Here is an 11,630-nt window from a genome sequence, read left to right on the forward strand (position 1 = left end):
CAGCGAGATGAAGCTGCCACGTGGCAAACAGAGGGTCGAGTGCGCCGAGCCCGTCGTGCGGATCGTCCTGGCGCGTGAACAGGTAGAAAGCCAGCACTTCACCGCCCGGTCCTCGTGCAACGGAAAACCGATGCGGCAGGCGCTGGATCCATGCCTCGATCCTGTCCATCTACGGCCCGGAGTGGCCCGATCAGGCCATGCGGGTCATTGTCAATGAGGGCGCACGTGCGGCGCTTGGGCAGGAAGCCCAGGCCACCAAGGATGCCGAAGGCCAGGTCATCGGCTCGACGGTCCTCAACGGCCAGACAATCCCGCTGCCGCGTTACAGCGCCATCCTGCCGACGCCCGATTTCGACGGCGAGATAGAGCAGGCATGCCTGACGGCGGGACAAAGTGCGGGCAACATCGACGAGGTTCTACCTGCCGGCGAGATCGTCCGACGTATGAGGGCCGAGGCAGACACCGCACTCAGCCGTCTGGCTGGCATGCCGCGCTCTCTGGCCGAGTAGCTCCAATGCCTATTATCGCTTCGGAATTGTGATGTTATTGATCAACGCCAACCAGGCCGTGTGCGCTGTATCGTATTTCGCCTCGTCGGCGTAACAGGTCAGCGTGAGGACACCGAATGGTGCCTCCTGCGCCGCGGCCCAGGTGCGCGTCGGCGTGCCGGATTCGTCGTAGCGGATCGAGGACAGCGAGACGACGGCGCCCCCTTCCCAGAACGTGGTCGGCGGATCGATCACGACTGGATCGACGCCGAGCTTGTCCAACTCGTCGACCAGACCGCTGGTGAATTCCTGCTGGTACACGTTGAAGAACTCGCGCGAGGTGAGGCCCGGCCTCGTCATGGCCAGCATTGTCTCGCATTCGCCGCTCGCGCCGCCACAGATGTCGGACTTGCAAGTCAGGTGAATGTTCTGATCTTCAATCGCGGCCGACCATAGCCCGTCCTGATAGGTCAGGGTCACGCCATGCGTTGGCTCTCTGATATCGGCGGCGGAGGCTGGCGTCACAGAAGCCATGACCAGCAGCAACGCCGCTGGAAGCCGCCTGGACATCGATCCTTTTCGCCTCACCGGAATGTTGATGACGATTTGCTTCGGTGTCTCGTGCATGGGCAGGCGCCACGTTTACAGGGGATCAAGATCCAGAGCCGGAGCTTGTCGACTGGATCACTCGCAAGTAAGCATCATCCGCCGTTAGGATTATCGTCACTGCGGTCGACCGCCGCTTCGTCAACCTCGGCTTCCATCATCTCGCTAACAGACTTGGTCGTGCCCGCACCATCCACCAGGACGCCGTCGAAGCCCCGCAGCCAGGCGTCGTGCCACTCTTCCCAATACCCCGGCACGGCACGCTCCTTGCCATCCTTCGCGCGCCTGGGCGCCGTATAGCCACGACCGTCATCGCACTCCGCTCGCATAGAGTTGCACGCCTAGACGTTCCTTTCTTCTCCAGCGGACCGCTGCTCGATAGGAGGCTCCGTCTGCCGGCACGTGAAGCACGAAGGTGTGGGGAATGACAGCCTCAGGGTCTACACGCAGTTCCGCCCCATGAGCATGCTGATTTCGAATGGTGCACCCTATGCTTACATTCTCGCCGTTGATCGTGCCTTCCTTGAGAACGGTCGGGCGCACATGGGAACGCCGTTCAATGGGTGGATCATCGGCGGTCATCGTTTCACTCCTCTCGGAAATCCTGCAATGAAGCGTGCCGCAGATCATCCTCGCCGCGCAAGTGCTTTAGTCGCCCGATGATTGCGGGCTTCAGCCTTCTCCCCGGCTGCTTATGCCAGTCCCCTTATATCCTCGCTCAAGCTGCGACAGTCTGTCAGCTCACTGATTGAAACCGGGCCAGGAGCCGACCCGTACAAACATGAACGACCAATTAGTACGAGTTTGAATGAGATGGACCTTTCAACGCCTGCTGAATGCAGGCATGCAGATCACGGCGCACTGTGCTCGCTGCGGCAACACAGTGCAACTCGACCTAATTCAGTGGCGCGATACGCACGGTCCCGATGCATCCGCAATGGCGTCTGATCTCGCGCCAAAGGTTCGCTGCCCACACTGCAAAAGCAGGTCTTTAGGGTTCAGCTAAAGCGGACGCGATGAATAGCCAGCACAGCGGAGCCGGATATACACCCCGCCGCTCGGAGGCAGCGAGGCCTTGAATGCTGTTTCCAACTTCGATGTGCCTGTTGAGGGGGAGGCTTACTAAAACCGCTCAGCGGCCAGGATGTTCCACCCCAAATGCAAAAGCCCGCCGGCCTGAGCCAGCGGGCTTTCAGATCACGACCTTAAGGTCAGAGTATTTTGCAGTTCGACATAGGGCATAGGGCGGCTATCGCCGAAAGTTTTCCACGCTTTTGAACCTGTGGTTTCTCGTAGGTTCTCTTGGGCGCCAGTTGCGATGCGACTTCTGTCATCACTTGCAAGGCCGAGACGGCAGACATCCAGCGGTAACAGCCGATAGCTTTTCCCGCTTTGTGAACACAGGTTTTGTATACGTCTTTTTCTTCCGCGGTTGTTCCCTCAGGCGTGGAGGATTGCCTCGGTGAGGTCCAGATCAAGCCGACACTAAGCAGCCCGCCACGGAGGAAGCCGTGGCGGGCCTTTGTTTGTCCGCTCGGTTGAGGGACAACCGAGCGTTTGAAGAACTTGCGCAATGTAAAAAGGTTCCGTCGAAAAGCCCGCACCACCTGGAGGGATGATGCGGGCCACCCGAGGCGAATTCCCCGGACCGCAGCGGAGGGGTTGCTGCTCACCCCAACCCATCGCCGAATATCAGGTTCCGCTCATCCGGAAATCTTATTGTTAGCGTGTCTTAGACGGCCACGAATACACAACCACTGAGCTGGTTTTTCGTCAGCACCAGGGTGGCCGTCAGGACGCAGTGGTGGTCGGAAATTACCATTGGGGACGAAACCCAATAGGGGCGCGTCAGCGTGTTAACCACCTCGACTGATACCATGGACCCTAAGCCCAAGCTGGGGGTTGTAGGCATATGGAAAATCAACAGCACAGATTCTACTGCCATATCGAAGCCAACGGCACTTGGGGCGTTTGGGACTGCGTCACCAATAGGCCGGCCAGGTTAGGCGGCGGCGAGCTTCTTGGATGCACTGCCCAAAGAGCCGAAGCTGCGGAATACGTGCTGACGACGATCTACAATGGCGGCCTCGATGCGCTCGCTGTTCGGATTGCGGGCATCGTCCATTAATTTACGCGTGTTCCCCAGGCGAGCCAAGGATATTGGGCCTGTCCCTGTGGTGTTGGCTTTCGTAGGGATGGACGATCGGCTATGGAATAGACGGCTCTATTGTGAGCGCTAGGTGCACAGTCGGAGCCACGGGAGGATATCCGCCATGCATTTGTCGAACGAAAGCATCATCGTCATCGTGCTAGTCGGCCTTGTCGCCGGATGGCTGGCCGGGAAGATCGTACGCGGAGCGGGCTATGGCCTAATCGGGGACATCGCCATCGGGATCATCGGCGCTTTCATCGGTGACTGGCTGCTGCCCCGCTTGGGCATCCATCTTGGGAGCGGAACGATCAGTTCGATCATAAACGCCACCATCGGCGCTATTGTCCTCCTCCTCATCATCCGGTTGGTTTCCGGTGGGGGGCGTTTTGGAGGTCGATGGGGTAGTCGCTGGCGATAACAATGCAAAGCGCCCCGAATTACCTTGAAGAACGAAAGCCCGCTAGCTGCAGCTAGCGGGCCATACTTCCGAAATCACCGAGAGCGCTTACGACCAGAATGCGATTTGATCACCACCCCGCAACGGTCGCTTGTTCTTGAGGATGCCGCCGAGCGGGAACGGCGTCCGAGGTGCTGACCGATCGGGCGCGGCCTTCCACGTCACCAATACGCGCGCGGTTTGATCCTGTCCGCTCCGAGGGGCGCACTCCACTTATGGGTCAATTCTGCACGTCGATTAACAGGCGGACCATAAATCCAGCCTCAGCGAATGATAGCCTTGCGCCTCATGTCGGTCCTAAAGGCGAACTCTGCCTCCGCCCGAAAGCAGACACCGTGATTGACCGGCCCGAGATCGGGGCTGCGTCAACAGCGGGCTATTAGTCTCGGCGAGGTGAGCCGCTGTGCGGGTCATGAGTAGCTTGGCCCACACTAAAATGGACACCGGCAGCGGGAAAGCGAAAGAGGCTACGAGGGCTACGCCCTCAGCGCAAACATCCGAAATAGGTCGGTTGGCGATACCATCATTTCCTCTATCTGCGAGAACCCCGCAAGGTGCCCGAGGGCGATCCAGGCAGACCGTGTTTCTGGATAGTCGCTGGAACGGACGTGGTCTCGCACCGCATGCCACTCCACTGGTGTAAGGGCAGTCCAAAGCGATTGCTGGAGGTCCCATCTTTGTAGCCACTGGTCTCGGTCCTCGCCGTCGGGGCTAGCATTCTCGTAAAAGACGACGAGCCCCTCCCGACCAACCAGGTGCCGCAATTGTGCAAGGATGGGCAGTTTTTGATCGTTCGCAAAATGATGAAGCGACAGCCCTATCCAGGCGATATCGATCTGTCCTTTAATGCTTTTGAGCGCGGTTCTGAAATCAGACTCAATCAGGTCGACAGGGCAATCCAACGTCGCGGTTGTCTTTCGAGCAACCGCCAAGGCGGGCGCTGACAGGTCAATCCCGATAAAGCGCCCAATGGGCGTTCCGTCGAGGACGCCGATTGTCCCCCTCGCGTCGCCGCAGGCAACATCGAGAAATGAGAATCCGCGCGGCGCATTCCGCAAAATGAGGTCGCGAAGGCAGCCGTATGCCTCGTGGTGGAACAGGTAGTTGTTATCGACCATCTTGCGATAGATGGTCCACTGCTCTTGAAACAACGACGCTGCTCGATCCCTTGGAGATGGGATAACGTTCACGGCCTCCCTCCCTTGCTTTCCGTTGCAACCGCGTCGAGTGTGACCGCGGTGTTCCAGCAAGTCTTGAAGGTGATCCAAAAAGCTCCGAAAATATCCGAAGAGCCGGTTGGTACAGCATGGACGAGCCCCTGGTGTTTGGCCCCTTTGCGCTTGATACGCGCAATGGCTCGCTATTGCGTGCAGGCGTACCCGTACCACTGGGCTACCGGGCGACGCTTCTTCTTACCGAATTCGCCAGCCGACCGGGAGTGGTTCTCGGCAAAACCGATCTTATGGATGCCGCTTGGCCCGGCATGACAGTGGAGGAAAGTAACCTTTCCGTTCAAGTTTCGCAGCTCCGCAAGTTATTGGGCGAAACGCCAGACGGGGGCGAATGGATCACCACGATCCCGCGCATCGGCTACCGCTTCGCAGCGATCCAGGGAACGTTTGCCCAACCCAATGTCTGGCAGGAGCCGGGTCCTTCGATCGCCGTTCTGCCATTCGAGACGCTCTCGATCGATCCAGAACAGGAGCACTTCGCCGACGGTCTTGCCGAAGAGCTGACAATGCGGCTTGCGCGCCTACGTTGGCTTATGGTTGCCTCGCGCAACTCGTCGTTTTCATACAGGGGCCAACCCTCTGACGCCCGGCGGATCGGCCGTGAGCTGAATGTGCGCTACATCCTCGGCGGCAGTATCCGGCGCTCGGCGGACGGTGTGCGCGTCGCCTGCGAATTAAGTGACACTACAACCGGCTTTCAGGTTTGGGCCGATCGGTACGACAGCGACCTTGGATCCTTCTTCGATCTGCAAGACCGCATCACCGGTTCCGTTGTTGCGGCGATCGAGCCTCGGCTCTATGCTGCGGAGCACGAGCACGCGTGCGCCCGCCCACCGGGTAATCTCGATGCCTGGGGCCTTGTTATGCAAGCGATGCCCTATGCTTGGACCTGGGGTACGGCCATGGAAATCGCATCGGCCGAGGCGTTGCTTCGCCGCGCCATAGGTCTCGATCCCGACTATGCTAGGGCCAACAGTCTACTGGCCTGGACGCAAGCTGCCCGCGTGCAGTTGGGCCTAGACGAGCGAAAAGAAGTGCTCCAAGCGGCACGTGAGGCCGCCCTGCGAGCCCTCAGCCGCGACCCCGAGGATCCGTGGACGCACTTTGCCGCTGGCTACGTTCATATGGTCGGCCGCGAGTTCGATCCTGCAGTCGCCGCGCTCAATGAGGCGATCGAACTCAACCCGAGTATGGCCGTAGCCCATATGATTCTCGGCTCCGCCTATGGCTATGGCGGCATGCCTGACGACGGTCTTCACCATCTTGTTCTGGCTGCCCGACTGAGCCCTCGCGACTTCAGCCTCTCAGCCAACTACGCAACGACGGGCATGTGCCACATGATCGCCGGTCGCCTCGACACCGCGATTGTCAATCTTCGGCGCGCCGTCGAACTGCGTCCTCATTTTGGCACTGCGTGGCGCACGCTTGCCGCCACGGCCGGCCTCGCCAACGACGTCCCGCTTGCCTCCCACGCTCTTGCTGAGGCACAACGGCTTCATCCCACGCTCAGCCTCGCCTGGATCGAAGCCTTCCACCCGATCGTCAGATCGGAGGATCGTGCCCGCTATTCCAGCGGTCTTATGGCCGCCGGGCTCGTCTAGCCGCTTTCTTATTTCGCCCGCTTAATGGAGATTGGTTGGATCATTTCCAGCCCATTGCTGTCTAGCCGCGTGTCGGCCGCAGAGGCTGACTTTGCCTCGCTCGAAATCAGACTCCGATGCTGACCATGTTGAAGGTCGCGCTCGCGCCAAGCCAAGACACTGGTGTTTTAGGTGGCGAACGTCGCGTTCCGTGTTAAAATTAGACCACTTTGGGGGCTCCATGAACTATAGCGACTATGTGCTGGGGCATGCGGAGGCGGAACTACGCCGCCTCAGTACCCAAGCACGGTTGATCGATCCGATCACGCGTCGCTTTCTAGAAGCTGCCGGGATCGCAAAGGGTATGCGCATCCTCGATATCGGCAGCGGGGCGGGCGACGTCGCGTTTCTCTGCGGCGAACTCGTTGGGCCGACTGGGGAGGTCGTGGGTACTGACATTGCCAGTGCAGCTGTCGAACGGGCGGAACTACGCGCCAAGAATGCGGAGTCAGGCAGAATATCCTTCAGACACGGCGATCCGGCTGAACTGAACTTTGACGAACCATTCGACGCAATTGTTGGGCGCTACGTCCTCCAATTCATACCGGATCCAGCACAGTCGCTCCGACAGATCATCCGTCATTTGCGGCCTGGTGGGGTCGTTGTATTCCACGAACTCGATTGGGATGGTGCTCGTTCGTCGCCCCCGTCGCCAACATACGACCAAGTTTGCGGATGGCTCAGTCGCACGATCGAGGGGGCGGGGGCGCAGGTGCGCCTTGGTGCGCGACTTGCCTCCTTATTTGAAGATGCTGGTTTACCGTCGCCGATCCTGAGGATGGAGGCGGTCATTTCGTCAGGACCACGGGCAGTTGACGTTGCGCACCTTGTGACCGATCTCGTGGAGACACAACTGCCGACCATGGAGAGGCTAGGAATCGTGGCTGCTTCGCAGGTCAACCTACTTACACTTGCTGACCGTATCCTTTCGGAGGTCGGTGCCGGCGGCACGTTGATGGGGCGATCGGAGATAGGTGCCTGGACCATCAAGCCGGAGTGAACCCACGCGTCTCGCGATGACCGCTCTCTCCGAACCCTTTCCAGACGGTCTTCCAGCAGTAGGGAACGTCGGTGTCGGGTCAAACCGTGTAGATCCATGGCGGAACCTGAATGTCAGCTTATGAATTTCCACGCCTCGAAGCCGCAAGTCCGGTTCCGGCCCGAAGGTGCCTGTCGACTCTGCGCCCAATTTCGGGGCAACCTCATTGGATAACGAATAACAAATGGAGGACGAATGCCCAAGGTCAAAGGTGAGAGCGTTCTCAACAAGGAGCGCGCCAAAATGGAGAAGCTCCTCAAAAAGGTGGGATACACGGCCTTGAAGGAGGCCGGCTTGGAATCCAAGCGACCCGATCTTCCAAACCTAAAGATTGAAAAGCGACAGAAGTAGTGCGGCCTTTCTGGCATGGACCTGCCCGCAAACCTGCGGAAGCGGTCGCCATTCTCATTTGAGCAGTCGCCTGCCGATTGGATCTTACGAGGAGCGCGTTCCGCGAAGATCAGGGTTCACGAGCCAACGGTCTCCTTTCGGGTTCAAAACCGCCCGACAGCAATGCGCCTCGTGTCGGTCGTTGGGATTAGACGGGTCAAAGCTTGGAAGCAGGCATCCCAGAACACAGGGGTGGATATTTATTCGAGCCGCGTCCGCCTTGAGGCTACGGACTAATTTAGTCACTGCTAAAACTGTCGCCTCCGTGCCCAACTTTCTGGCACGGAACGAACTCCTCCTGAGTAGCCTTGTAAGCCACCCAAGGGGAGGCGACCAGTGACCCGAACACCGGTGGACAAGCATCGTATTGAGCGCTCGACGCGCGAGGCTCAGATTACAATCAAAGACGAGCAACAGGCGCGAGAAGCGAAGACCGCTCGGCTGAAAGAACAGCGGCTTGCGCTGCATGCATCCCTACCAACGGCTGCGGTTGCCTCTAAGAAGCCGAGCCTCTCGGCTGACCACGCGCGGCATCAACTTTCTCGACAAATAGTTAACTGAAAAATCGGCTCGAACCATGACCGATAATCTGGTCGCAACCAGCGACCTTGCCGGCAAGGCGATGAGTGTGGTCGACAGGGCGGGCATCGCCACCAGCGAAATCAGCGAGGAGGTGCCCAGTGTGTTCGAGGTCATCGGCGAGTCAATGGACCATCGTCAGGGCAGCACGCCTTTAGATGACCCAACGAGCGATCCATATTTTGCACTTGTGGGTCTAGCGAACTACTCGTTTCGATTGTCGTGCGGCGCCACAGGGCGCCCGGCGATGACGCAGTTGCCCCATCAGGATCCGCTGCTGTTGAGCGTCGTGCCGATCTTCGTGAACTTGGCATTGATCGAATTCCCCAGCGCGCCGGCGCCGGTTATTATCGCTAGCGCGATTAGAGCCGCAATCAGGCCATATTCGATCGCAGTCGCGCCTGATTCGTCTTGAACGAACCTCTTGAATATTTTCTTCATATACGCCTCGCCTTAGTCTCTAAGAAGATCCTAATAGATGACCGCGTGTTGCAGCTGCGTTAACTTTTTAGGTTGTCAATCCATTAAGGCGGCCGACCCGTTCGCCCCAACGCCGGAACCTAAGCCAGCGACTGAGCTTAAGGCTCGATGAGCACACGCGGTATCAACTTTCTCGCCCAGTGGATCGGGAACAACGTCCCGGAGACCGCTAAGGCTGATGTTATCTCCATCGACGAACTTACTCATATGCTGATTGCGGATGCAAAAGCGGTCGGCATCAAGCGCGTCGAGATCGATGAGGAGGTGGACAGCCTCTATCGGACAATCCTCGATGCAATCGTACACTATGATGCGGGGGTGCCCGAGTGAGCGAGCGCGGTCGAAAGTTTCTCGACAAATGGTTGGCCGAGCAACTGCCCATTGTTTCCCAGGGTGATCCGATCGCCGCCAGCGACTTGGCAGACCAGTTGATGACAGCGGCCGAGAAAGCGGGCATCCGCGCCAATGAAATAAACGGCGAGGTCGAAAGCGTTTTCGAAGTAATTTTCGAGGCGATGCGGCGTCATCAGGCCGCGGTCCCAGGTGACGCCTAGCTGCCGACCGACCTATCTGGCGCGCAATATGGTATGTCGCGAGCCTTGGTAAACCATACCCTCCTCTTGACCTCCGCGCCGGCCTGTCTGGCCGAATCGGCATTGCCGCAACGACGTTTGGGTAGGCGCGCGGGCAACCATCCTGTCTGGTGTCACTATCGGTGATGGCGCCGTTGTTGCGGCGTGCAGTATCGTCACCAAGGATGTCGAACCCTATACAATCGTGGCCGGCAACCCAGAACGGCTCGTACGATATCGCTTCTCGGCGGAGACAATCGCGGCCATGCGGAAAATCCGCTGTGGGACTGGCCCATCGAACGCATTAAGCAGGAGAAATCAGCCGTCGACCTGCCGGCGCAGGAATTCGTTCGTCGGTTCTGCTAGCTACCTAAATGCGCTGTCCGGTCTTGGGACAGCGCACCTTTGACCCTGCTGCCTATTGTGGGCAACGGCAGATCATTTCTTGCTCGGGTCGTCCGCTGGATTGACATATGTGATCGCAAACGGACCTTCGCCGTGGACTTGAACAATCGTCGCGCTGGTGGTCCAGGCAAAGTGGTTCATCTGAGCCGGTGCAACGCCAAATCCGCCCGCCGTCAGGTGCATGCCCTTTGCCTCGTCAAGCTTATCGCCCATGCCAATGTTAAAGTCTCCGGAAAGCACCGTGACGTATTCCGCAGTCGGATGGTTGTGAGCGGGTATCTTGTAGTTGGCTGGCATCTGCAGCCTAAGAACATAGATGCCGTCTTTCGACGGGTCTCCGGCGATCACCGCCATTTTGGCGCCTGCAGGCAGAAACGACGGAACCGGATCCCATTTGATCGCGTCGGCATTGACCGGCATATCGTCGGCGAGCAACGGTGCCGTGCTGACCAGCAGGAGCAGTACGGCCGAAGTGAATTTGAACATGCGAAATCTCCATTGTGAATTGCCGGTCAAACTTGGCCAGGCAAATTGTTGACCCAAATCTATGCATTGGCTTGGTGCCGCGGATAACTCTGGATTGAAGCTCTCCTTGACACGCTGCTAAAAGCACACCCGACGACAGCGCGACGTGGGAGTTAGCGTGGAACCAACCGTGGGAACGTGAACGCTCCCCTAATCCCAGCGAGGGCACGAGCGAGCCAAATGGTGTTCCTTGCTGGCATCAAAACGGCTGGTTCAGGCAAAGCTGTTGCACGTCCTGCTACACGAGATCCGGCACACCTACGCCAGCGCTATGGTGCGGAACGGTGCGCCGCTGATCGTCGTGGCGGAAGCGCTCGTGCATAGCGACATTAGGATGGCGGAGAAGCACTATGCGCACTTGGCGCCGTCTTATGTAGCTGACACGATCAGGCGACTGGCGCCGAATATTCAAGCGCCAGACTGGCCGGGAGGTGGAATGCAATACGCTGCACGCCTTGGTGTAACATTCGCAATGGTGATCAGCGAACATTTGCAAGCCGCTATGTCGCTGACCAAGAGCCAGGCCCCGAGCAGCTTTGGCTCGGCGAACTCACTACGCGACTTGGGATTGAAGCCGCTGCTTCCGCCGGCGGCTCGCCGGTGTGCATCGACTGGCGGGAGTTGACGGCGCTAACCATTGCCGACATCCGGGTGCATGATCAGGACTTGAAATGCGGGATCAACTGTCGCCGATCCGTTCACCATCACGCCTGATGAAGGTGTCGTCCCGTTCGAAGACCCGCCCGCCGTCGACGGGCTGAGACATTGCTGTTGATGCGAACGGATAGCGCGACCGATATCGACGTCTCGTGCTAGGGTCAGGACCTATTAAAGTTCTTGCGGAGACAGCAAACGGCTGATTCATTGGCGGTGCGAGGAGGCGCTGCAATGAGTGATTTGATCTGGCTGTCGGAGGCGCAGATGCGCCGGATTGAGCGGCATTTCCCGCTGTCTCACGGAGTGCCCAGGGTCGATGATCGGCGGATCGTCAGTGGCATCATCTTCGTGATCAGGAACGGCCTTCGGTGGCGCGACGCGCCCAGCGAGTATGGTCCCCACAAGACG

The 11,630-nt window shown here is 58.8% G+C and carries 17 protein-coding genes; 10 read left to right on the forward strand and 7 right to left on the reverse strand.

All coding sequences use genetic code 11. From position 1 onward, the window contains the following. The first annotated feature begins 197 nt into the window (after positions 1-197). A complete protein-coding gene (locus A3A9_RS0135990; protein ID WP_027062777.1) occupies positions 198-509 on the forward strand; it encodes a hypothetical protein in 312 nt (103 codons plus the stop codon). A gap of 12 nt (positions 510-521) precedes the next feature. On the opposite strand, the gene A3A9_RS0135995 is transcribed toward A3A9_RS0135990, so the two are convergent. From A3A9_RS0135995 to A3A9_RS46370, 4 genes are all read right to left on the reverse strand, one after another. After that, a complete protein-coding gene (locus A3A9_RS0135995) occupies positions 522-1,034 on the reverse strand; it encodes a hypothetical protein (protein ID WP_152536289.1) in 513 nt (170 codons plus the stop codon). Between the two features lie 155 nt (positions 1,035-1,189). After that, on the reverse strand, positions 1,190-1,351 hold the full coding sequence (locus A3A9_RS41605; protein ID WP_245279221.1) for a hypothetical protein: 162 nt from the start codon (positions 1,349-1,351) through the stop codon (positions 1,190-1,192). A 52-nt stretch (positions 1,352-1,403) separates the two neighbouring features. Beyond that, positions 1,404-1,676 (reverse strand): PilZ domain-containing protein, encoded by a 273-nt coding sequence (locus A3A9_RS43585; protein WP_082222398.1) that lies wholly within the window; start codon positions 1,674-1,676, stop codon positions 1,404-1,406. A gap of 1,420 nt (positions 1,677-3,096) precedes the next feature. Continuing rightward, complete coding sequence (locus tag A3A9_RS46370; RefSeq protein ID WP_275451239.1) at positions 3,097-3,219, reverse strand: hypothetical protein; 123 nt, start codon at positions 3,217-3,219, stop codon at positions 3,097-3,099. 148 nt (positions 3,220-3,367) lie between these two features. Between A3A9_RS46370 and A3A9_RS0136015 the strand changes: the two genes are divergently transcribed. Then, on the forward strand, positions 3,368-3,664 hold the full coding sequence (locus A3A9_RS0136015) for a GlsB/YeaQ/YmgE family stress response membrane protein (RefSeq protein ID WP_027062780.1): 297 nt from the start codon (positions 3,368-3,370) through the stop codon (positions 3,662-3,664). Between the two features lie 515 nt (positions 3,665-4,179). Here A3A9_RS0136015 and A3A9_RS0136020 read toward each other — a convergent pair. Then, on the reverse strand, positions 4,180-4,893 hold the full coding sequence (locus tag A3A9_RS0136020; protein ID WP_152536290.1) for a class I SAM-dependent methyltransferase: 714 nt from the start codon (positions 4,891-4,893) through the stop codon (positions 4,180-4,182). 116 nt (positions 4,894-5,009) lie between these two features. Between A3A9_RS0136020 and A3A9_RS0136025 the strand changes: the two genes are divergently transcribed. The 3 genes from A3A9_RS0136025 to A3A9_RS45005 all read left to right on the forward strand — a co-directional run bounded on the left by A3A9_RS0136025 (position 5,010) and on the right by A3A9_RS45005 (position 7,965). Further along, positions 5,010-6,536 carry a winged helix-turn-helix domain-containing protein gene (locus tag A3A9_RS0136025; protein WP_082222399.1) on the forward strand — a complete coding sequence of 509 codons (1,527 nt, stop codon included), beginning with the start codon at positions 5,010-5,012 and terminating at the stop codon, positions 6,534-6,536. 220 nt (positions 6,537-6,756) lie between these two features. Next, positions 6,757-7,575, forward strand: a complete 819-nt coding sequence (locus A3A9_RS0136030; RefSeq protein ID WP_027062783.1) for a class I SAM-dependent methyltransferase — start codon at positions 6,757-6,759, stop codon at positions 7,573-7,575. Positions 7,576-7,809: 234 nt separating this feature from the next. After that, entirely contained in the window at positions 7,810-7,965 is a 156-nt protein-coding gene (locus A3A9_RS45005) for a hypothetical protein (protein ID WP_161634582.1), read from the forward strand. Between the two features lie 882 nt (positions 7,966-8,847). On the opposite strand, the gene A3A9_RS45010 is transcribed toward A3A9_RS45005, so the two are convergent. Beyond that, positions 8,848-9,024: a Flp family type IVb pilin gene (locus A3A9_RS45010; RefSeq protein WP_082222400.1), complete on the reverse strand. Its 177-nt coding sequence runs from the start codon at positions 9,022-9,024 to the stop codon at positions 8,848-8,850. Positions 9,025-9,171: 147 nt separating this feature from the next. Here A3A9_RS45010 and A3A9_RS0136045 point away from each other — a divergent pair, with 147 nt between their 5' ends. The 3 genes from A3A9_RS0136045 (at position 9,172) to A3A9_RS43595 (ending at position 10,044) form a co-directional block, all read left to right on the forward strand. After that, positions 9,172-9,393 carry a DUF768 domain-containing protein gene (locus A3A9_RS0136045; RefSeq protein ID WP_027062785.1) on the forward strand — a complete coding sequence of 74 codons (222 nt, stop codon included), beginning with the start codon at positions 9,172-9,174 and terminating at the stop codon, positions 9,391-9,393. Next, entirely contained in the window at positions 9,390-9,617 is a 228-nt protein-coding gene (locus A3A9_RS0136050; RefSeq protein WP_027062786.1) for a DUF768 domain-containing protein, read from the forward strand. Before A3A9_RS0136045 ends, A3A9_RS0136050 begins: the two co-directional genes overlap by 4 nt. Positions 9,618-9,759: 142 nt before the next feature. Next, the gene (locus A3A9_RS43595; RefSeq protein WP_245279222.1) at positions 9,760-10,044 is read left to right on the forward strand and encodes a hypothetical protein; all 285 of its coding nucleotides are present in this window, start codon (positions 9,760-9,762) and stop codon (positions 10,042-10,044) included. A 29-nt stretch (positions 10,045-10,073) separates the two neighbouring features. Here A3A9_RS43595 and A3A9_RS0136055 read toward each other — a convergent pair whose 3' ends face one another. Beyond that, positions 10,074-10,526, reverse strand: a complete 453-nt coding sequence (locus tag A3A9_RS0136055; RefSeq protein ID WP_027062787.1) for a cupin domain-containing protein — start codon at positions 10,524-10,526, stop codon at positions 10,074-10,076. Between the two features lie 265 nt (positions 10,527-10,791). Here A3A9_RS0136055 and A3A9_RS0136060 point away from each other — a divergent pair, with 265 nt between their 5' ends. Together A3A9_RS0136060 and A3A9_RS0136070 are read left to right on the forward strand one after the other, a co-directional pair. Next, positions 10,792-11,190, forward strand: coding sequence for a tyrosine-type recombinase/integrase (locus A3A9_RS0136060; RefSeq protein WP_033839155.1), 399 nt, complete (start codon positions 10,792-10,794; stop codon positions 11,188-11,190). Between the two features lie 263 nt (positions 11,191-11,453). Continuing rightward, positions 11,454-11,630: transposase (locus A3A9_RS0136070; RefSeq protein ID WP_027058728.1), on the forward strand; the 177-nt coding region annotated here is incomplete at its 3' end.

Origin of the sequence: Mesorhizobium loti CJ3sym, from assembly GCF_000472785.1 — a bacterium.
GTDB classification, from domain to species: Bacteria; Pseudomonadota; Alphaproteobacteria; order Rhizobiales; family Rhizobiaceae; genus Mesorhizobium; species Mesorhizobium loti_E.

What these genes read in the sequence shown, in the direction of transcription:
- A3A9_RS0135990 (WP_027062777.1), top strand. Translation starts at nt 198, where the DNA reads ATGCGGGTCATTGTCAATGAGGGCGCACGTGCGGCGCTTGGGCAGGAA.
- A3A9_RS46370 (WP_275451239.1), bottom strand. Translation starts at nt 3,219, where the DNA reads ATGGACGATGCCCGCAATCCGAACAGCGAGCGCATCGAGGCCGCCATT.
- A3A9_RS0136045 (WP_027062785.1), top strand. Translation starts at nt 9,172, where the DNA reads ATGAGCACACGCGGTATCAACTTTCTCGCCCAGTGGATCGGGAACAAC.
- A3A9_RS0136030 (WP_027062783.1), top strand. Translation starts at nt 6,757, where the DNA reads ATGAACTATAGCGACTATGTGCTGGGGCATGCGGAGGCGGAACTACGC.
- A3A9_RS0136015 (WP_027062780.1), top strand. Translation starts at nt 3,368, where the DNA reads ATGCATTTGTCGAACGAAAGCATCATCGTCATCGTGCTAGTCGGCCTT.
- A3A9_RS45010 (WP_082222400.1), bottom strand. Translation starts at nt 9,024, where the DNA reads ATGAAGAAAATATTCAAGAGGTTCGTTCAAGACGAATCAGGCGCGACT.
- A3A9_RS45005 (WP_161634582.1), top strand. Translation starts at nt 7,810, where the DNA reads ATGCCCAAGGTCAAAGGTGAGAGCGTTCTCAACAAGGAGCGCGCCAAA.
- A3A9_RS0136025 (WP_082222399.1), top strand. Translation starts at nt 5,010, where the DNA reads ATGGACGAGCCCCTGGTGTTTGGCCCCTTTGCGCTTGATACGCGCAAT.
- A3A9_RS43585 (WP_082222398.1), bottom strand. Translation starts at nt 1,676, where the DNA reads ATGACCGCCGATGATCCACCCATTGAACGGCGTTCCCATGTGCGCCCG.
- A3A9_RS0136055 (WP_027062787.1), bottom strand. Translation starts at nt 10,526, where the DNA reads ATGTTCAAATTCACTTCGGCCGTACTGCTCCTGCTGGTCAGCACGGCA.